Origin of the sequence: Citrobacter sp. CK185, assembly GCF_030333565.1 — a bacterium.
Classification (GTDB): domain Bacteria; phylum Pseudomonadota; class Gammaproteobacteria; order Enterobacterales; family Enterobacteriaceae; genus Citrobacter_B; species Citrobacter_B koseri.
In genome coordinates, this window is record NZ_JAOWFR010000026.1 from 754847 (window position 1) to 772825 (window position 17979).

Below are 17979 nucleotides of genomic sequence, written 5' to 3' on the forward strand. Positions count from 1 at the left end.
CTGCACTCTAGTCGATCATTTGTATTAAATAAGAGCCGTAGATCACAAAAGAGCAATTGCTCTATAAAATTACAAATGACCACAAAAGAGCAAAGAGCTTGCCTCAATCCTGAGCACCCGCCAGAATGACCTTATCGGTTGAGGGAAATTAACGCCCCCAACGCCACTCTTAAGGTAGGGAAACGTGAGCAAAGAAGATGACATCAGGCTGGATCAGAAAGTCCGGGCCGCATGGATGTATTACATTGCGGGTTTAAACCAAAGTGAGATAGCCAGCCAGCTTGGGACGTCAAGACCGGTGGTACAACGCCTTATCGCTGCGGCGAAAGAGGAAGGCATTGTTTCGATTGGTCTGCACCATCCTGTCGCGAACTGCCTCGATTACGCGCAGCTTTTGCAGGAAAAGTATCAGTTAATTAACTGCAATATTGTTCCCGCCTACAGCAGCGAAAGCACCCTCGACAGCGTAACCTTCGGCTGTTATCAACTGATGGCCCGCTACTTACAGGGCGACAAACCGACGGTAGTCGGCATTGGTTCCGGGTTGACGCTGAAAAAAACCATCAAACGCATTGATTTCGACAGTCGCAATACGCGCTGCGTGGCGTTGATCAGCGCCATGAACGAACACGGACAATGTAACTATTACGACGACGTCCCACTGTTGCTGGCGCGTAAAATTCAGGGCAAATATTACCAGTGGCCCGCGCCACGCTATGCGCAATCCTGTGATGAATACGAGATGTGGTGCACCAGCCGTCTGTTTCGCAACGTCTCTGCCGTCGCCGAAGCGTCGGAGGTCATTTTTGTCGGCATCGGCGCGCTGGGGAAACAGAGCCCTATCTTCAAAGACGGTTTTATCAATGAGGCGCAACTGGACGAATTGACCGCGCGCGGCGGCGTAGGAGAAATACTTGGCCGCTTTATTGACGCAGACGGCAACGTAGTGGATAGCCTCATCAACCGCTACATCACCAGCTACGATATACGCCAGAGCCAGTGTCCGCGTATTGCGGCGGCCTGCGGTGAAGATAAGCGCCCTGCTATCCTCGCCGCACTGAAAGGCGGCTGGATCAACGGTCTGGTCACCGATGAACATACCGCGCGCTGGTTGCTGACGCGCTAACGCGCCATGTTCTGGCTGGCGATCAATTCCGGCGGGATCTCAATACGACGTATTGTGGTGTCGCCGGAATCCACAATCTCAAACACTTTGTCCAGCATGGCTGGCACATCCTGGCGCACCATATCGATATCATGCCCCAGCAGAGAGACAAACGGGTCCCAGTCAAAACAACCCATTGGCGGCTGATGGCTTCCCGTCTGCCCGTTCTGCGCCAGCCAGCGCACCACCCCTTCGAGCGAAATTGTCGAATTAACAAACAGCCCCGGCAGTGGAATATCAGGCGACGGGTAGACCGATTTCAGTAACCCTTCCACCCTTGCGGAAGAATACCCCGTAACCAGTTGCTGCGTTTCCGGCACCGTCAATCCACACGCTTTATGCGCGTCGAGGAAGCCGCGCAAGCGTTCGGCGGTGTTGTTATCGGTGATTCGCCCCCCCACAAACGTCAGCGGAGCCAAAACGCCATACCGCTTTTGGCTGCTGGCGAGAATGCTTTCCGTCAGCGCTTTAGCCCCCGCATAGTTATCCGAAATAATCGACGGCGCCAACGTTCCGGGCAGATCGAGGTTCAGCGTGGGCACACCCGCCTGATGACACATCTGCGCGATCTTATCCGGGTGCGTCGCCCCGGTGGCGATAACCCAGTCCACCTGCCAGGAGAGCATCGCCCTCGCCGCTTCAACCTCCAGCTCCGGTTGACGCCGCGTACAGGTAATGATGGGCAGCAGCCCCCTGTCACGCGCCATCTCTTCAAACTTTTCAGCAATGGAGCCAAAGTAGCGGTTGTCGTATTTCGGGACAATCATCCCGATGACATTCGATTTCTTACTGCGAAGCAGGCTGGCCTGTCGGTTCACCGCATATCCCTGCTCTTCAGCGATCCGGGTCACCTTCTCCGCCAGCTTTGCGCTAATGCGTCGCTTCTTCCAGTTGCCATTCAAAATTGCGCTCACCGCGCTGGCGGAAACCCCGGTTAACTCAGCCAGGTCGTAGATGGTTGTTTTCTTCGTTTTCTCAACGCGCGTCACAAAATCGCCTCTTCATTTTGAATGTCTCTTGCTGAGGAAATAAACAAGTGCTAGATCAGCTTCATCGATTGAGCAATGTGCTTCACACGCCAGTCAGAACGCCCCCGTTCTTCGCGCAGAAGCAAATACACCTTAAAAATCACCTATGCATAAAGGATTATAAAATGAATCACTCTGTCCCCTCCATGAATACTTCCCTCAACGGCAAGGTTGCAGCCATTACCGGCGCAGCCTCCGGTATCGGCCTTGAGTGTGCGAAAACCCTGCTTGCCGCAGGAGCAAAAGTGGTCCTGATCGACCGCGAAGGCGAGAAGCTGAAGAAAATCGTCGCGGAACTGGGCGATAACGCGTTTGCGCTGCAAATCGACTTGTTCAATACCGGGCAGGTCGACAACCTGCTGGCAGGCATTATCGAGTTGGCCGGTGGGCTGGATATTTTCCATGCTAACGCAGGCGCTTACATTGGCGGGCCGGTCGCCGAGGGCGATCCTGACGTCTGGGATCGCGTACTGAACCTCAACATCAACGCCGCATTTCGCTGCGTCCGCGCCGTATTGCCGCATATGATTGCGCAAAAATCCGGCGATATCATTTTCACCAGTTCTATCGCTGGCGTTGTACCGGTCATCTGGGAACCTATTTACACGGCCTCCAAATTTGCCGTTCAGGCCTTTGTCCATACGACCCGCCGTCAGGTGTCCGAACATGGCGTACGCGTCGGAGCGGTGCTGCCGGGGCCGGTAGTGACCGCGCTGCTGGACGACTGGCCGCAGGCGAAAATGGAAGAAGCGCTGGCAAATGGCAGCCTGATGCAGCCGATCGAAGTCGCAGAATCGGTGCTGTTTATGGTCACTCGTCCGAAAAACGTCACTGTTCGCGATCTGGTTATCCTCCCCAACAGCGTTGATCTGTGAGGAAAAGCGCCATGAACAGCTTACAGAAAACCGTTATCGGCGTGGATGTTGGTTCAGGCAGCGTCCGCGCAGGCATCTTCGACCTGAGCGGCACGTTGCTCTCTCATGTCACGCAAAAAATCACGACCACTCACCGGAGCGGCAGCCGCGTGGAGCAGTCCAGCCAGGAGATCTGGCAGGCCGTTTGTCACTGCATCCGGGAAGCGCTCAGGCAGTCTGGCGCGGCGCCGGAAAGCGTGGCGGGGATCGGTTTCGACGCCACCTGCTCGCTGGTGGTTCTGGATAAAAACGGCGCGCCGCTCCCCGTGAGCGCCGAAGGCGATGCGGCGCAAAACATCATCGTCTGGATGGACCATCGCGCGACTGAACAGGCTGAACGCATTAACGCCAGCCAACATCCGGTGCTGAACTATGTCGGCGGGAAAATCTCACCGGAAATGGAAACGCCTAAGATTTTATGGCTGAAGGAAAATCGCCGCGAGGTGTACGAAAACGCATGGCAATTTTTCGACCTTGCAGACTTCCTGACCTGGCGCGCCACCGGCGACCTTGCCCGCTCCATCTGTACAGTCACCTGCAAATGGACCTGGCTTGCTCATGAAAACCGCTGGGACCCGGACTATTTCCGCACGATCGGGCTGGCAGAACTGGCTGATGACGAGTTTGCCCGCATCGGACAGCGCATCGTGCCTCCGGGTACGCCTTGTGGCGACGGCTTAACCGCGCAGGCGGCGCAGGAGATGGGCCTGCCTGCGGGCACGCCGGTCGCCGTGGGTCTGATTGACGCCCATGCGGGCGGCATCGGGACTGTCGGCGTTGAAGGCGGCGCCCTCAATAATATGGCATATGTGTTTGGCACTTCATCCTGCACCATGACCTCAACGAACGATCCCGTTTTCGTTCCCGGCGTCTGGGGGCCGTATTACAGCGCGATGGTGCCAAGGCTCTGGCTTGTTGAGGGAGGGCAAAGCGCCGCGGGCGCGGCTATCGATCAGCTATTGGCGTTTCATCCCGCCGCCGAAGACACGCGGAAACTGGCGCAGGAGGCAGGATTACCGCTGCCGGTTTATCTTGCCGATCGGGTGTCAGAAAAAGCGCCGCAGGCATCGGACGCCATCACGCTGGCGGCGGGTATTCATGTTGTACCGGAGTTTTTAGGCAACCGCGCGCCGTTTGCCGACCCGCACGCACGCGCCGTTATTTGCGGATTGGGTATGGAACGCGACCTGGACAATTTACTGGCGTTGTATGTGGCGGGACTGTGCGGTATCGGTTACGGTTTACGGCAAATTATTGATGCGCAGAATGCCTGCGGCGTACGGAATAAAAATATCGTGATTAGCGGCGGCGCGGGTCAGCATCCTCTGGTGCGGCAACTATTAGCCGATACCTGCGGACTTCCGGTATTAACCACCCAGTGCAGCGAGCCCGTTTTATTAGGTTCCGCAATCCTTGGCGCCGTCGCCGGAAATATTTCCCCCTCGGTTGCCGAGGCCATGACGCAGTTTACGCATGTGGATACCTGTTATTACCCACAGACAGCGTATCAGCCATTGCATCATCGTCGTTACGAGGCCTATAAGCAGTTGCAACACATGGCGAAAATGCTCAGAGAGTGATTTTTGCGCCGTCCTGATAACCAATATCCCTCCCCGGAAACCTGGGGAGGGATACGTGACATCAGGCAATCGTCACTTTATTGTCCAGGTAGACGTCCTGCACGGCATTAATCAGTTTCACGCCATCCGCCATTGTTTTCTTGAAGGCTTTACGCCCCAGAATCAGGCCCATGCCGCCCGCGCGTTTGTTGATAACCGCAGTACGCACAGCGTCGCTGAGATCGGTCTCGCCGCCCGCCGCGCCGCCGGAGTTAATCAGCCCCGCGCGCCCCATATAGCAGTTGGCTAACTGGTAACGCACCAGATCGATAGGGTTATCGCTGGTCAGCTTGCTGTAAACACGATCGTCGGTGTAGCCGAAATTCACCGCCTTATAGCCACCGTTATTTTCCGCCATTTTTTGTTTGACGATATCTGCGCCAATCGTCGCCGCCAGGTGGTTAGCCTGCCCGGTCAGGTCGGCGGAAACGTGGTAATCCACGCCGTCTTTTTTAAATGCAGAGTTACGCAAGTATGCCCACAGGACGGTCACCATCCCCAGCTCATGCGCACGTTCAAAAGCGGCGGAAATCTCTTCAATCTGACGACGCGACTGCTCAGAACCGAAGTAAATGGTCGCGCCAACGGCCACGGCGCCCAGATTGAACGCTTGCTCAACGCTGGCATAGAGCGTTTGATCGTACTCCGTTGGATAGCTCAACGTCTCGTTGTGGTTCAGTTTGACGAGGAACGGAATGCGGTGCGCATAACGGCGTGAAACCGATGCCAGTACTCCATACGTCGAGGCCACGCAGTTACAGCCTGCTTCAATAGCCAGTTCGACGATATTCTTTGGATCAAAATAAAGCGGGTTTGCGGCAAACGACGCCCCGGCAGAATGTTCAACGCCCTGATCGACGGGCAGAATGGAGAGGTAGCCCGTTCCGGCCAGACGTCCGGTATTATACAACGTCTGCATGTTACGCAGTACGGCAGGCGGACGATTGTTATCAACCATCACGCGGTCTACGTAGTCATGTCCGGGTAAATAAAGTTGGTCAGAAGGAATGGTCATACAACGATGCTGTAAAAGGCTGTCGGCGTCTTTGCCAAGCAACTGCGCAATATCAGTCATAGCTATGCTCCCGTAAGTTCCGATTGAGTACCGGAATGTGGATTGTCCTGACCCGCGTTTTGCGGGCAGCAATAAGCCTGGTATCGACCGGCCATTTTTTCCATCTATAGCGCATTTTTCAGCGCTATCTGCTGGCACGTTTCAGGTACGAAAAAGTGTTACAGCAGTCAAATTTACGCCCCAAAGGTATTTAAAAGGTATTATTAAGTGGTACTGTCATCATGTACCTTACCTGTCATGAAGGATTTAACGATGAAAACTACAGTGAAACTGTCGTTCATGATGTTCGTGGAGTGGTTTATCTGGGGCGCCTGGTTCGTCCCCCTCTGGCTTTGGCTGAACAAAAGCGGTTTTAGCGCCGGAGAAATCGGCTGGTCTTACGCATGTACCGCGATTGCCGCCATTCTCTCGCCGATTCTCGTCGGCTCACTGACTGACCGCTTTTTCTCCGCACAAAAAGTGCTGGCGGTGCTGATGTTCGCAGGCGCAGTCCTGATGTATTTCGCCGCGCAGCAAACGACATTCGCCGGGTTCTTCCCGCTGCTGCTGGCCTACTCCTTAACCTATATGCCCACTATTGCGCTGACGAACAGCATCGCCTTCGCCAACGTGCCGGACGTCGAGCGCGATTTCCCACGCATTCGCGTGATGGGCACCATTGGCTGGATCGCATCCGGGCTGGCGTGCGGCTTCTTACCGCAAATGCTGGGCTATAACGATATCTCGCCAACCAATATTCCGCTGTTGATCACCGCAGGCAGTTCCGTCCTGCTGGGCGCTTTTGCGTTCTTCCTGCCGGATACGCCGCCAAAAAGCACCGGCAAGCTGGACATTAAAGTTATGCTGGGGCTGGATGCGCTGATCCTGCTGCGCGATAAAAACTTCCTGGTCTTTTTCTTCTGCTCGTTCCTGTTTGCGATGCCGCTGGCGTTCTACTACATCTTCGCGAATGGCTATCTGACGGAAGTCGGCATGAAAAACGCCACCGGCTGGATGACGCTGGGCCAGTTCTCCGAAATCTTCTTTATGCTGGCGTTACCCTTCTTCACGAAGCGCTTTGGCATTAAAAAGGTCTTACTGCTTGGTCTTATCACTGCGGCAATCCGCTACGGCTTTTTTGTTTACGGCGGCGCGGAAGAATATTTCACCTATGCCCTGCTGTTTCTTGGCATTTTGCTGCACGGCGTCAGTTACGACTTCTACTATGTTACGGCCTATATCTATGTCGATAAAAAAGCGCCTGTGCATATGCGTACTGCCGCTCAGGGGTTGATCACCCTCTGCTGTCAGGGGTTTGGCAGCCTGCTGGGCTACCGTCTCGGCGGCGTGATGATGGAAAAAATGTTTGCCTATAAAGAGCCGGTAAACGGCCTCACCTTCAACTGGGCGGGCATGTGGACATTCGGGGCGGTGATGATCGCCGTGATTGCCGTGTTGTTTATGATTTTCTTTCGCGAATCCGACAAAGAGATCACTGCGATTAAAGTGGACGATCGCGATATTGCGCTGACACAAGGGGAAGTTAAATGAAAGCTGAACGTATTCTCGGTGCCCTTTATGGGCAGGCGTTAGGGGATGCGATGGGAATGCCGTCGGAGCTATGGCCCAGAACGCGCGTAAAAGCGCATTTTGGCTGGATTGATCGCTTTCTGCCCGGCCCTGCGGAAAATAACGCGGCCTGCTATTTTAACCGCGCTGAATTTACTGACGATACGTCGATGGCGCTGTGTCTGGCGGATGCGCTGCTGGAGCGCGACGGGCAGATCGACCCGGACCTGATTGGCCGTAACATTCTGGACTGGGCGCTGCGCTTTGACGCCTTTAATAAGAACGTTCTTGGCCCAACGTCGAAAATTGCGCTGAACGCCATTCGTGACGGCAAGCCCGTTGCTGAACTGGAAAACAACGGCGTGACCAACGGGGCGGCCATGCGCGTTTCCCCACTGGGGTGCTTGCTTCCGCCACGCGATCTGGATGCGTTTATTGATGATGTAGCCCTGGCCTCCAGCCCGACGCATAAGTCAGACCTGGCTGTTGCTGGTGCGGTCGTTGTGGCATGGGCTATCTCACGCGCGATTGAAGGTGATTGCTGGTCTGATATTGTCGATTCGCTACCGGCTATCGCCCACTATGCGCAGCAAAAACGCATCACGACCTTTAGCGCCTCGCTCTCGGCTCGCCTGGAGATCGCACTGAAGATCGTCCGTGACGCGAACGGCATTGAATCCGCCAGCGAGCAGCTTTACCAGGTGGTTGGCGCGGGCACCAGCACCATTGAATCGGTGCCCTGCGCCATCGCAATGGTCGAGCTGGCCAACACCGACCCTAACCGCTGCGCCATTCTGTGCGCCAATCTCGGCGGCGACACCGACACCATTGGGGCGATGGCAACGGCGATTTGTGGCGCGCTGCACGGCGTGGAGGCCATCGAGCCTGCGCTGAAAGACGAGCTGGACGCGGTAAACCAACTGGACTTCATGCGCTATGCCACCGCGCTGGCGCGCTATCGCCAGCAGCGGGAGGCGGTATGAACACAACGCGCCTGCGGGCGTTGCTGCCCGATTTAGCCCGCCGCCAGCCGGTGACGGTCGTGGGCGCTGCGGTCATTGATGTGATTGCCGATGCTTACGCGCTGCCCTGGCGTGGCTGCGATATTGAGCTTAAACAGCAAGGCGTCAACGTCGGCGGCTGCGCGCTCAATATCGCCGTCGCCTTAAAGCGTCTGGGGATTGAGGCCAGTAATGCCCTGCCCCTCGGTCAGGGCGTATGGTCAGACATTATTCGTCATCGCATGGCGAAAGAGGGGTTACACAGCCTGATCGACAACGCAGAGGGAGACAACGGCTGGTGTCTGGCGCTGGTAGAACCGGATGGCGAACGCACGTTTATGTCGTTCAGCGGCGTTGAGAACCAATGGAATGCCGACTGGCTGGCGCAGTTGACAATTCCGCCCGACAGTTGGATCTACTTTTCCGGTTATCAACTCGCCTCGCCATGCGGCGAACTGCTGGTGAGCTGGCTGGAAGGGTTAGAGCGCGTGACGCCGTTTATCGACTTCGGGCCGCGAATCGGCGACATTCCCGACCCGTTAATGACGCGGATTATGGCCTGCCATCCGCTGGTATCGCTGAACCGTCAGGAGGCAGACATTGCTGCCGAACGGTTTGGCTTTAGTCATGAACCTAACGCGTTTGGCGCCGCCTGGCTTGCGGCGTTTGCCTCACCGGTTATTGTCCGCCACGATAAAGACGGAGCATGGTATTTCAGCCAGCAATCATCCGGCTGCGTGCCCGCATTTGCCACAACGGTCGTCGATACCATTGGCGCAGGAGACAGCCACGCGGGAGGCATGCTGGCCGGGCTGGCATCCGGCTGGGCGCTTGCAGACGCGGTGCTGCTGGGGAACGCGGTCGCCTCCTGGGTGGTAGGCCATCGCGGCGGCGATTGCGCGCCAACGCGCGAGGCGCTACTCCTCGCACACAAAAACGTATAGATCGCTGCGACAGTAGCTGATGCTGTATTCAATGGGCCGCTGTTGCTGGTCAAGCGCCACCTGCTTGATCACCAGCACCGGCACTTTGCTGTCCATCTGAATATGTGACTGAAATTCCGCATCCGGCATGCGCGCGCTGACGCGAGAACGTGTACGTTGCGGGAAGATATGCTGGCTGCGGAAATAGTCATACAGCGAGATCCCGATGGCGTCCGCATCATGAATCAGGTGCGCAGGCACCCAGGACTCCTCAATGGACACCGCATCCTCATCCACATAACGGATACGTTTGAGCAAGAACACATCGCTGCCTGCGGCGATCGCCAGCTGCTGCGCCACCTCATCCGGGCATTTCACTACCCGCTTGTTGACCCACAGGGTATCCGGCTTTTTACCGCGCAATACCACCTGCTGCGAAAAGCCGCGCGCCTCTTTCAGGGAATATTCGAAGATGTTGTTAATCTGCGTTCCGTAGCCACGGGCGCGGGTTACGACGCCTTCTTCTTCCAGCGCCTGCATTGCCTTGCGCACCGTAATACGCGAAACGCCGGTCAACTGGCTGAGATCGCGCTCGCCGGGCAAAATGTTGCCATGCTCAAGAATCCCGCTGCGAACGGCATTTTTGACCGTCTCGGCAAACTTCCTGTACAGCGGCGTGTTATCCACCGCGGCAATTCGTTCATTCAGTTGCGCGATAAGCCGGGTATGCGCTTGTTCCATTTATCTTTTTCCAGGCCGACAAGTCTGGGATCAGTATACTACCATTACCACCACGCGTGGAAATGATGTACCGGGCCAATCCCCTCGCCTACCTCCAGCGTATCCGCCTGGGCTAACGCCGCCGAAAGCCAGGTTTTTGCTTCCTGTACCGTATCGGCCCAGTTGCTATGGCGCGGGCGCAGCGCCGCCAACGCCGCCGACAGCGTACACCCGGTGCCGTGGGTATTTTTGGTCATCACCCGTGGGGCGGTAAAACGCTGCTCCCCTTCACGGGTAAAGAGCCAGTCCGGGCTTTGCGCATCATCCAGATGACCACCTTTCATCAGCACGGCGCCACAGCCCAGCGCCAGTAGCGCACGCCCTTGTTCCAGCATTTCCTGTTCCGTGCGGGCGTGCGGCGCATCCAGCAATGCCGCGGCCTCCGGCAGATTCGGCGTGATAATCGACACCTGCGGCAATAACCGGCTGCGCAACGTCTCCACCGCCGACGGAGAAAGCAGCGGATCGCCGCTTTTCGCCAGCATCACCGTATCCAGCACCACGTTTTGCACCTGGTGACGCTGCAAACGCTCTGCAACAGCTTCAACAATATCCGTTTCCGCCAGCATGCCGATTTTGGTGGTGTCGATACGCACATCGCTGAAGACAGAATCCAGCTGCGCTGCGACAAAATCGGGCTCAATGCGGTACACCGACTGCACGCCGCGGGTATTTTGCGCCACCAGCGCCGTAATGACGGAGCAACCATACGCGCCCAGCGCCGAAAAGGTCTTCAAATCGGCCTGAATCCCGGCGCCGCCGCTTGGGTCAGTGCCTGCAATGGTTAACGCGTTAATCCGTTTCATACCTGCTCCTCCGCATTAAGGTGATACAGCGCATCAAGAAAAGCCGGAATAAAGCTCCCGGGCCCCTGACTGCGTTCGGCAGCAGACTGCCCGGCCTGTTTCATCCAGCTACAGGCTGACGCCACATTGTCCAGCGTATTTCCCGGCAACGCGCAACTGGCCGCCACAACCGCAGATAAGGCGCATCCCGTCCCGACAACGCGCGTCATCAGCACATCGCCGCCGGTAACGCTGACGGTACGCTGCCCGTCGGTGACATAATCCACCTCCCCCGTTACCGCAACGACGGCCCCCGTCTGACGCGCCAGCGCCTGAGCGGCCGGTAACGCCGATACCGCCGTATCGGTGGTATCCACTCCACGCCCGCCCGCCGCTAATCCAGCCAGGGCGAGGATCTCCGAGGCATTGCCGCGTATTGCCCTGGGATTAAGAGACAGCAGTTCCAGACAGAAACGGCGGCGATAATCGAGCGCGCCAACCGCCACGGGATCAAGCGTCCAGGGGGTTTTCGCTATATGGGCCTGCTCTGTCGCAGCGCGCATGGCCTCCGCGCGCGACCGGGTCAGCGTGCCGACGTTAATCAGTAACGCACTGGCGATAGCAGCAAACTGGCGCGCCTCTTCGGGCTCAATCACCATCGCCGGTGAGGCGCCTGATGCCAGTAATGTATTGGCGGTAAAGTTCTGTACGACGTCGTTCGTCATACAGTGGGTCAGCGGAGAAAGGATACGAAATTGTTGTAAGGTATGAGCCGCAAGCGTGCGGCTGTGCAGGTCAGGCTGCATGGTTCAGCTCCTGCCCGCGTGAAGAAGGGACACGAGCAGTGTCAGACTTCCCTACGCTGGCATTATCCAGATCAGGTAATACGGGTATGTCTCAGCCCTTCGTGAAAAGGGGCACCCCGAGTCGTTGAAACCGAAGCATTTATTATGCATGTTTCGCCAACAGGATACTGGGTGCGTAAGGGGATGTAAATCAGCGAAATGCCGATATCGCTGGCTCCAGCTCAGGTCAGATAGTTCCCAAAACCGTCATTCGTGATGTGAACTGCCTACGGCATGTGTTGCTTGCGCGCGCTTTCGTTTACACTTTTTACGAAATTATTGGCGTGATAACAAAATAGTTCTTGTCAGACTTGCTACACAGTGAGAATGATACACGACTGATTTTTATGACCCGAATACGTGGAGAGTTTATGGGTATGAAGAATAAATTTTTAATGGGCGCACTGCTGCTGGCAACCAGCGCAGTCTGGGCCGCACCCGCCGCAACGGGGATTGATCAGTACGAATTGAGCAGCTTTGTTGCCGACTTTACCCATTTCAAACCTGGCGATACCGTTCCTGAGCTGTACCGCACCGACGAGTACAATATTAAGCAATGGAAGCAACGCAATCTGCCAGCGCCCGACGCAGGAACCCACTGGACCTATATGGGCGGCGCTTATGTACTGATTAACGACACCGACGGCAAAATTATCAAAGCCTACGACGGCGAGATTTTTTATCATCGGTAAATGCTTTACTGTAACAACAACAGACAAAACACGTCCTTTCATTCAGAAAAGGACGCGTTTTCAGAGAAATGACTTAATCATATGAAACAGCAAATATTACTTTGCTTTGCAAATTTCCAGGTCGTAATGGTTCGTTGCTGACTCTGACATATTTTGCGGTGATCGGGATAGTATACTTATCCTCAATACTGGTCATTTTTACCATTGTTCTTAGTATATCACCCTGCATTAAAGGCGTAGTACCTGAGCCACTGTATATCTGAAACCCCACACCTTTTGCACCCTCCGCCAGCGTATTTTTAAGTATCGTGCCGTTTTCATTCCAGTCACCATGAGAAATGTTGAAACTCACTGGATTAGTCGTAACATTATATACGCTATCACAGTTTAAAATCAGATTCGTGGTTCCTGTTTTCGTATTATTTCCGGCTATTATCTCATTTAATGTTGTTTCTGGCATCGCAATAACATATTGATTCTGTGAAAAATGGCAGGTCGTAGGTTTATGTTTTACTGTAAAAATAATGTTTTGTGAATAAGAAACATTACTGTTTAGCTTTCCCGTTAGCCAACAAAAAATCCATGAGAAAAGATTATTATTACAGGTATTATCAGTAAGAATGCTGATAGCAGGACGGTTTAAGTTAATGCTATTACCTGAAACGGTTAAATCCGCAGTTCCAGACTTTATATAGTTCGCTTCAAGCGTAAACGACTTCGTATTGATCACATTATCTGTTGTAGTCACCTGGTTACCAATCGTAACGGGAAACCCATTTCCAGTCAGCTTTAATTGCATAAAAATGGATTTCTGTGACCCTGTTCCTTTAAACTCAACAACATAATTTTGTAAAGGCGTCGCATAGTACATCTTGTCACTTGCAAAATCACAGGAAAATTCATCATGCAAATTAGTTTTGACGGGAATCACCGCAGCACCTGATGTCATATCTATTTCAATAGATTGTTGTGCGGTTGTGTTATTCCCTAGTGAACATTTAGCCTGTGATAAGACAGGGAATAACAGTAATAATATTAACCAATACTTATTCATAGCAAGTCCTTTTCATCGGCAAATATAGGTCTTGTTCTCATCAATTACGCCATCAAAAGTAATAATGCAAAACAATCCTTGCTGTTTGTTTGTCGCGACTTTCAAAGAGGCAGGAACATTATCTGTACGGATAAAGAGGCGACTTCCTTGCCCAACTAAGCCAACATTTTTCCCGGAATGATCTTCTACTTCATAACCGAAGGTTAATGGAGAACCATCTGGACGTCGCGCCAGAAAATACCAGGGCTTGCGCCTGTCGGTTTCAAACTCAGCTAACACAACCGCACCACGATAAGGCACAATCCCCTTACGATTACCGCGTAGTTCGACATCACTGTAGGTATGGGAAAGATCCAACGTTAAAAAGTTTTCACGATATGGCGTCAGACTGTCATATATGGCATACCCATTCTTGTCCGTGGTCAGATAACGGTGACCTTGCACTACTGCCCCTTCTAACCCAGGCGCTTTAATAATGGCAAGTGTATCTGAGAGGCGGTTGGTTAAATGTATGCCATCAGACCAGGCGACAATTCCCCCCTGGATATTCCCACCAGCCTGCCGGTATTTATTAGACTGGCTATAGCTGGCGCCTACCGTCGCAACCGGCGCTCGCCACGTCAGGTTTCCACCTGCGCTTGTTTCATTATTTTGCCGCTGATGCGCAAGATTCGCGCCATAGCTAAATTGATCTCGACCACCCGCAATGCCGCTTAGGCTGGTATTATTCGACTGATAGCCTTCGTTATCAAACGTCGTTGAGTTTGAAACAAAGATATCGCGTTTCGTTGCCGTGACGCCATCGCCCCAGGAGAATGGGATGGAAATATAAATATTAAGACGCTTATCCTCCCGATTATCCTCATCATAACTCTGACTCGCAGACAAGGTATAACTAATACGCCGCCAGTCATTAGAATAACTCAACTGATAATCCTTTCCGCTGCCATTGCGTCCCCAATAATCACGCCATAATCCGCTCAGTGCCAGGTTCCCCCATCCCTCTGGTAACCCCTGGTTTATATTGACAGAAAAACTATTCTTACGACCAAAATCATTTTGGTAATAATCAGTGATGTCATACACATCATTGTTATCCCGATGATAGCTGTTTTTATTATTCGCCCAGACATGATCATTAAATGAACGGTAATCACGTGAAGAATAACGATAGGCTGCTAACGCAAACTGCGTACCTGTTTGTGAAACATATTTATTCCACGCTATCTGATAACTTTGACCATTAAAAACATCACCATTATCCTGTTTACTATGAGACTGAGTGGCATCCACAGAAACAGCACCAATGTGTGTATTCCACCCTGTGCCTAATGTAAAAGCCTGGTAATGGTCAGACAGCATAGTGCCACCATATAATGTCAGTAGATTATTTAATCCATACTGATAATTGGCTTGCAAAAAATCCGTCTGCTTTGTCGCGCCTTCTATATGGCTACGCCCTGCCGCAATATCGTATTTTGATACACCAGACTGTAGCATATTAGGTACAGATGAATAAGGCACAAGATAATGGGAAACTGAACCATCAGCTTCTTTTACACTGACATCCAAATCGGCACCACCTCCAGCAAGCTGTAGATCGGCAATCGCAAATGGGCCAGGCGGAACCTCTTTTTGATAGACAATAAAGCCATTCTGTTCAATGGTTACTAAAGCATGACTTTGTGCAATACCACGAACAATGGGTGTAAAGTTTTGTTTCGAATTGGGCAGCATTTGCATATCGCGCCAGATACGTATCCCGGTGAAACGTACAGAGTCAAACAGATCGGTTCCGGTATACATATCCCCGGCACGTAGCGTTCCTAATATTTCAGGGATGCCACGTTCCATATACAATGTATTATTTTTCCATTCTCCGCTGTCATCATTACTTTTCGTGAAGTTTGCATTCGAATGTAACTGCCAGCCAAACAGATTTAGCCCACTGTTCAGACTTACGTAGCTGCTTTCATCATTACCACCACTTTTATAATTACTGTAATACTGACTGGCATAATAAGACATGTATAGAGCATTAATGCCCCGATCCCAAGTTTCAGGTAACATATAACCCGGCTCGTATTCATTCACGTAGGCATGAGGCACCGTCAAATTTAGAGCAAACTGACTGATATCATAGCTAATATCCCCCCCCTGAACTGCGGCTCGTAGCGATACACAATCAACTTTCTTATCCACTTGAAGACCATCGGACTTAATACCAATCTGATGCAACTGAGCTATAGACAAGCAAGTATCATCAGGATCATCCTAGATATTTAATTCGTAACGGCCACGCCACTGATTGTTAAGATAAACATCCATATCATAAAGACCCGGCATCGGTTTATCTCCGTCGATCTGATAACGGGAAACCTTTTCACCTTTTAATCCGCCAAACATAAAGTGTGTGTCAAATGTTTCGGTTTCTCCCCATACCGGGGATATCACCAGCACAGAAAGGATCGCTAACGTAATGGAGTTTATCTTTAACATAACCAATCCTTGGGCTATCTATCCGTTTTTACTTTCTCACTCAAATAATTACCATGATCATCAATAAGTGTGACAGTATAATGATTAACGCCAACAGAAGTGCTTACTAATTTATCTGACCAGGGTGCAAGCACATAAGTTTCTTTATTAATTTTGGTTTTTCCAACAATTTCAGGGATGGTAATCCAGTTTGCTGAATTATTTTTGATGTTTATGCCGTTGTATGATTTACTAATCCGCAGACGAGAAAAGCTATTTTTATCTACAGAAGAAATTCCTTGTGGACGGTAGATAAACTTCACACGGTTTTGCATCGCAAATTTGATTACATTTTTCCCTTCCGTTTCTGCTGAATTTGGCGGGATATCCAACACATTGAGAAAGAACAGACTTTCACGATCACCCGGCAATCTATTCTCAAGTAATTTAATCTTCAGTTGTTGGCCAGAACCCGCAATCACTCGGGCGACTGGCGGTGACAGAACAAATGGCACCTGAATTTTTTCAGGTGGCAAACTGGTATCGCCATCATCAATCCATGACTGCACCAACGCGCTACGCGTACCTTCATTCATTAACTGTACAGTAATTTCTTTTTTCTGGGCTGGATAAATAATCCGTGTGCCGTAAATATAAATACCTGCCCACGCAGGCATTACAGCACCAGCCAATAATAATACCATTATCTTTCTCATGGTTAACTCACCTTATTATCAGAGAAATCGGCGGCGACAAAACGCCGCCGACTAAAAGGGTGTGTTAATCAGTTACTACCGTCAGCGTCAAAGAGGAGCTCACCTCACCCGCAGTTACATTATTTTGTCCAGCCAGATTAGCATAACGCGCTGAGAAGCTAAGCTCATATTTCCCATCATCACTTTTATCCAGGGAAATACCATTATCTGCATTAACCTTATTCCCGTCATAATAGACAGAGAAACCAGCGCCATTGTTTGATGCAGTATTCCGTGTAACAGAGGTATGTGAACTATCAAACTGTGAACGGGAGAAGGTAATACGAGGTGCATTATCACCCGTACACTCAACTTTCAACGGCGTGATAGTGGAGTTAGAATATCCATCATAAACGCCGCCAGCATTCAGTATATTTAAACGGTCCACCCCCACCTGGTTCATATCAATCTTTGCAGTTGCATCACCAACAAATTTACATGTTGTGCCAACAACTTTACCCGTAATAATCAGTTCGCCATAATCTGCATCCGCCGCAAAAACCCCGGCACTCATAAAAATAGCAGACAATACGGAGGCAGCAATAATTGAACGTTTCATAGTATCTTCCTTAATAAATGAATTTCTATTTGTTAAGAGGGATTAACTCTTGAAACTAAATTCGCACACACAAAACGTTATCGCAATGTAAACGTGTTGTTTTGTTGATTTAAAACAATTTACAGAATGCAATATAATTACAACAAATAAGTTGTACTAATTATCATTTTTAGAATTTATTAATAATCGTGATTTATCATTAAATACATTCAAAATATAAATAGAAAAGCCCACATCATTCATGAAAATGATGTGGGCTTTCTCGTATTCACGTTATTTTAGTCGTAGCGGTTTAGGACTATCTGGCGAGCGGTGCTTCCTGGCAGGGTGATAACTTCCGTTACAACGCCTCTGACCGGCATTGAGGCCGTTTCTCCTGCGTTTGTCAGATAGGTGTTATTACCGCAACGCTGTTGCAACTGAGTATCCACAACATCAGCGTGACAGGTGGGGGTCGTAACGCTTCCGCTAATCGTGAGCGTCGCGGTATCAGAGGCAAAAACAGGAGAACTCATTCCATAAGCCAGAACTATAATTCCCATCAGCAAAGGATTCTTCATGTTTAGCGTTAATCCTGTCGTAAAAGAGAGCACAGCACAGTTTATCTTCATGGGAAATTATGCTCGCCGGTTCATTGTAAGACCAATCGAGATAATAAATTAATAAGATAGCTATGATCAATTCAAATGATGTATTTGGTGATTTTTTAAGAAAAGCGCCCAATTAATGAAGGGAAAATAAATAATAGCGTGATGATT

The 17979-nt window shown here is 51.5% G+C and carries 16 protein-coding genes, 1 pseudogene and 1 riboswitch; of the genes and pseudogenes, 7 read left to right on the forward strand and 10 right to left on the reverse strand.

Features of this window, described 5'->3' with window-relative positions; genetic code table 11:
• The first annotated feature begins 184 nt into the window (after positions 1 to 184).
• A complete protein-coding gene (locus OGV79_RS18320) occupies positions 185 to 1126 on the forward strand; it encodes a sugar-binding transcriptional regulator (RefSeq protein ID WP_012131669.1) in 942 nt (313 codons plus the stop codon).
• Here the strand turns inward: OGV79_RS18320 and OGV79_RS18325 are convergent.
• On the reverse strand, positions 1123 to 2154 hold the full coding sequence (locus tag OGV79_RS18325) for a LacI family DNA-binding transcriptional regulator (RefSeq protein WP_286468781.1): 1032 nt from the start codon (positions 2152 to 2154) through the stop codon (positions 1123 to 1125). The genes OGV79_RS18320 and OGV79_RS18325 overlap by 4 nt on opposite strands.
• Positions 2155 to 2318: 164 nt before the next feature.
• Here OGV79_RS18325 and OGV79_RS18330 point away from each other — a divergent pair, with 164 nt between their 5' ends.
• Both OGV79_RS18330 and OGV79_RS18335 read left to right on the forward strand, forming a co-directional pair.
• On the forward strand, positions 2319 to 3068 hold the full coding sequence (locus tag OGV79_RS18330; protein ID WP_286468782.1) for an SDR family oxidoreductase: 750 nt from the start codon (positions 2319 to 2321) through the stop codon (positions 3066 to 3068).
• Positions 3069 to 3079: 11 nt separating this feature from the next.
• Positions 3080 to 4687 carry an FGGY family pentulose kinase gene (locus OGV79_RS18335; protein WP_286468783.1) on the forward strand — a complete coding sequence of 536 codons (1608 nt, stop codon included), beginning with the start codon at positions 3080 to 3082 and terminating at the stop codon, positions 4685 to 4687.
• A 61-nt stretch (positions 4688 to 4748) separates the two neighbouring features.
• On the opposite strand, the gene fbaB is transcribed toward OGV79_RS18335, so the two are convergent.
• Positions 4749 to 5801: a class I fructose-bisphosphate aldolase gene (gene fbaB / locus OGV79_RS18340; RefSeq protein ID WP_012131665.1), complete on the reverse strand. Its 1053-nt coding sequence runs from the start codon at positions 5799 to 5801 to the stop codon at positions 4749 to 4751.
• Between the two features lie 252 nt (positions 5802 to 6053).
• Here fbaB and OGV79_RS18345 point away from each other — a divergent pair, with 252 nt between their 5' ends.
• The 3 genes from OGV79_RS18345 to OGV79_RS18355 are packed head-to-tail and all read left to right on the forward strand — an operon-like array spanning position 6054 to position 9294.
• Entirely contained in the window at positions 6054 to 7331 is a 1278-nt protein-coding gene (locus OGV79_RS18345; protein WP_047462559.1) for a nucleoside permease, read from the forward strand.
• A complete protein-coding gene (locus OGV79_RS18350) occupies positions 7328 to 8332 on the forward strand; it encodes an ADP-ribosylglycohydrolase family protein (RefSeq protein ID WP_047462557.1) in 1005 nt (334 codons plus the stop codon). Before OGV79_RS18345 ends, OGV79_RS18350 begins: the two co-directional genes overlap by 4 nt.
• A complete protein-coding gene (locus OGV79_RS18355; protein ID WP_115614695.1) occupies positions 8329 to 9294 on the forward strand; it encodes a PfkB family carbohydrate kinase in 966 nt (321 codons plus the stop codon). The genes OGV79_RS18350 and OGV79_RS18355 overlap by 4 nt, the downstream gene beginning before the upstream one ends.
• Here OGV79_RS18355 and OGV79_RS18360 read toward each other — a convergent pair.
• From OGV79_RS18360 to thiM, 3 genes are read right to left on the reverse strand one after another with little or no spacing between them, the layout of a single operon-like run.
• Complete coding sequence (locus OGV79_RS18360) at positions 9268 to 10014, reverse strand: GntR family transcriptional regulator (protein WP_012131660.1); 747 nt, start codon at positions 10012 to 10014, stop codon at positions 9268 to 9270. The two genes, OGV79_RS18355 and OGV79_RS18360, sit on opposite strands and share 27 nt — an antisense overlap.
• A gap of 44 nt (positions 10015 to 10058) precedes the next feature.
• Positions 10059 to 10859 (reverse strand): bifunctional hydroxymethylpyrimidine kinase/phosphomethylpyrimidine kinase, encoded by an 801-nt coding sequence (thiD, locus tag OGV79_RS18365; RefSeq protein WP_047462552.1) that lies wholly within the window; start codon positions 10857 to 10859, stop codon positions 10059 to 10061.
• Positions 10856 to 11644 carry a hydroxyethylthiazole kinase gene (thiM, locus tag OGV79_RS18370; RefSeq protein WP_286468784.1) on the reverse strand — a complete coding sequence of 263 codons (789 nt, stop codon included), beginning with the start codon at positions 11642 to 11644 and terminating at the stop codon, positions 10856 to 10858. The genes thiD and thiM overlap by 4 nt, the downstream gene beginning before the upstream one ends.
• A 31-nt stretch (positions 11645 to 11675) precedes the next feature.
• A riboswitch (TPP riboswitch) is annotated at positions 11676 to 11773 on the reverse strand.
• A gap of 281 nt (positions 11774 to 12054) precedes the next feature.
• On the opposite strand from thiM, the gene rcnB reads away from it, so the two are divergent.
• Positions 12055 to 12375: a Ni(II)/Co(II) efflux transporter accessory subunit RcnB gene (gene rcnB, locus OGV79_RS18375; RefSeq protein WP_024130186.1), complete on the forward strand. Its 321-nt coding sequence runs from the start codon at positions 12055 to 12057 to the stop codon at positions 12373 to 12375.
• A 73-nt stretch (positions 12376 to 12448) separates the two neighbouring features.
• Here rcnB and OGV79_RS18380 read toward each other — a convergent pair whose 3' ends face one another.
• The 5 genes and pseudogenes from OGV79_RS18380 to OGV79_RS18400 all read right to left on the reverse strand — a co-directional run bounded on the left by OGV79_RS18380 (position 12449) and on the right by OGV79_RS18400 (position 17781).
• Positions 12449 to 13429, reverse strand: coding sequence for a fimbrial protein (locus OGV79_RS18380; RefSeq protein ID WP_200075632.1), 981 nt, complete (start codon positions 13427 to 13429; stop codon positions 12449 to 12451).
• Between the two features lie 12 nt (positions 13430 to 13441).
• Positions 13442 to 15928: pseudogene (locus OGV79_RS18385) on the reverse strand (fimbrial biogenesis outer membrane usher protein).
• 14 nt (positions 15929 to 15942) lie between these two features.
• Positions 15943 to 16623, reverse strand: coding sequence for a fimbrial assembly chaperone (locus tag OGV79_RS18390; protein WP_110494039.1), 681 nt, complete (start codon positions 16621 to 16623; stop codon positions 15943 to 15945).
• 64 nt (positions 16624 to 16687) lie between these two features.
• Positions 16688 to 17221: a fimbrial protein YehD gene (gene yehD / locus OGV79_RS18395; RefSeq protein ID WP_112001920.1), complete on the reverse strand. Its 534-nt coding sequence runs from the start codon at positions 17219 to 17221 to the stop codon at positions 16688 to 16690.
• A 278-nt stretch (positions 17222 to 17499) separates the two neighbouring features.
• Positions 17500 to 17781, reverse strand: coding sequence for a DUF2574 family protein (locus OGV79_RS18400; RefSeq protein ID WP_049011722.1), 282 nt, complete (start codon positions 17779 to 17781; stop codon positions 17500 to 17502).
• Between the last annotated feature and the right edge of the window lie 198 nt (positions 17782 to 17979).

Excerpts from the sequence above, each read along its gene's own strand:
- OGV79_RS18330 (WP_286468782.1), top strand. The coding sequence starts at position 2,319 with ATGAATCACTCTGTCCCCTCCATGAATACTTCCCTCAACGGCAAGGTT.
- OGV79_RS18335 (WP_286468783.1), top strand. The coding sequence starts at position 3,080 with ATGAACAGCTTACAGAAAACCGTTATCGGCGTGGATGTTGGTTCAGGC.
- fbaB (WP_012131665.1), bottom strand. The coding sequence starts at position 5,801 with ATGACTGATATTGCGCAGTTGCTTGGCAAAGACGCCGACAGCCTTTTA.
- OGV79_RS18345 (WP_047462559.1), top strand. The coding sequence starts at position 6,054 with ATGAAAACTACAGTGAAACTGTCGTTCATGATGTTCGTGGAGTGGTTT.
- OGV79_RS18350 (WP_047462557.1), top strand. The coding sequence starts at position 7,328 with ATGAAAGCTGAACGTATTCTCGGTGCCCTTTATGGGCAGGCGTTAGGG.
- OGV79_RS18355 (WP_115614695.1), top strand. The coding sequence starts at position 8,329 with ATGAACACAACGCGCCTGCGGGCGTTGCTGCCCGATTTAGCCCGCCGC.
- OGV79_RS18360 (WP_012131660.1), bottom strand. The coding sequence starts at position 10,014 with ATGGAACAAGCGCATACCCGGCTTATCGCGCAACTGAATGAACGAATT.
- thiD (WP_047462552.1), bottom strand. The coding sequence starts at position 10,859 with ATGAAACGGATTAACGCGTTAACCATTGCAGGCACTGACCCAAGCGGC.
- thiM (WP_286468784.1), bottom strand. The coding sequence starts at position 11,644 with ATGCAGCCTGACCTGCACAGCCGCACGCTTGCGGCTCATACCTTACAA.
- rcnB (WP_024130186.1), top strand. The coding sequence starts at position 12,055 with ATGGGTATGAAGAATAAATTTTTAATGGGCGCACTGCTGCTGGCAACC.
- OGV79_RS18380 (WP_200075632.1), bottom strand. The coding sequence starts at position 13,429 with ATGAATAAGTATTGGTTAATATTATTACTGTTATTCCCTGTCTTATCA.
- OGV79_RS18390 (WP_110494039.1), bottom strand. The coding sequence starts at position 16,623 with ATGAGAAAGATAATGGTATTATTATTGGCTGGTGCTGTAATGCCTGCG.
- yehD (WP_112001920.1), bottom strand. The coding sequence starts at position 17,221 with ATGAAACGTTCAATTATTGCTGCCTCCGTATTGTCTGCTATTTTTATG.
- OGV79_RS18400 (WP_049011722.1), bottom strand. The coding sequence starts at position 17,781 with ATGAAGAATCCTTTGCTGATGGGAATTATAGTTCTGGCTTATGGAATG.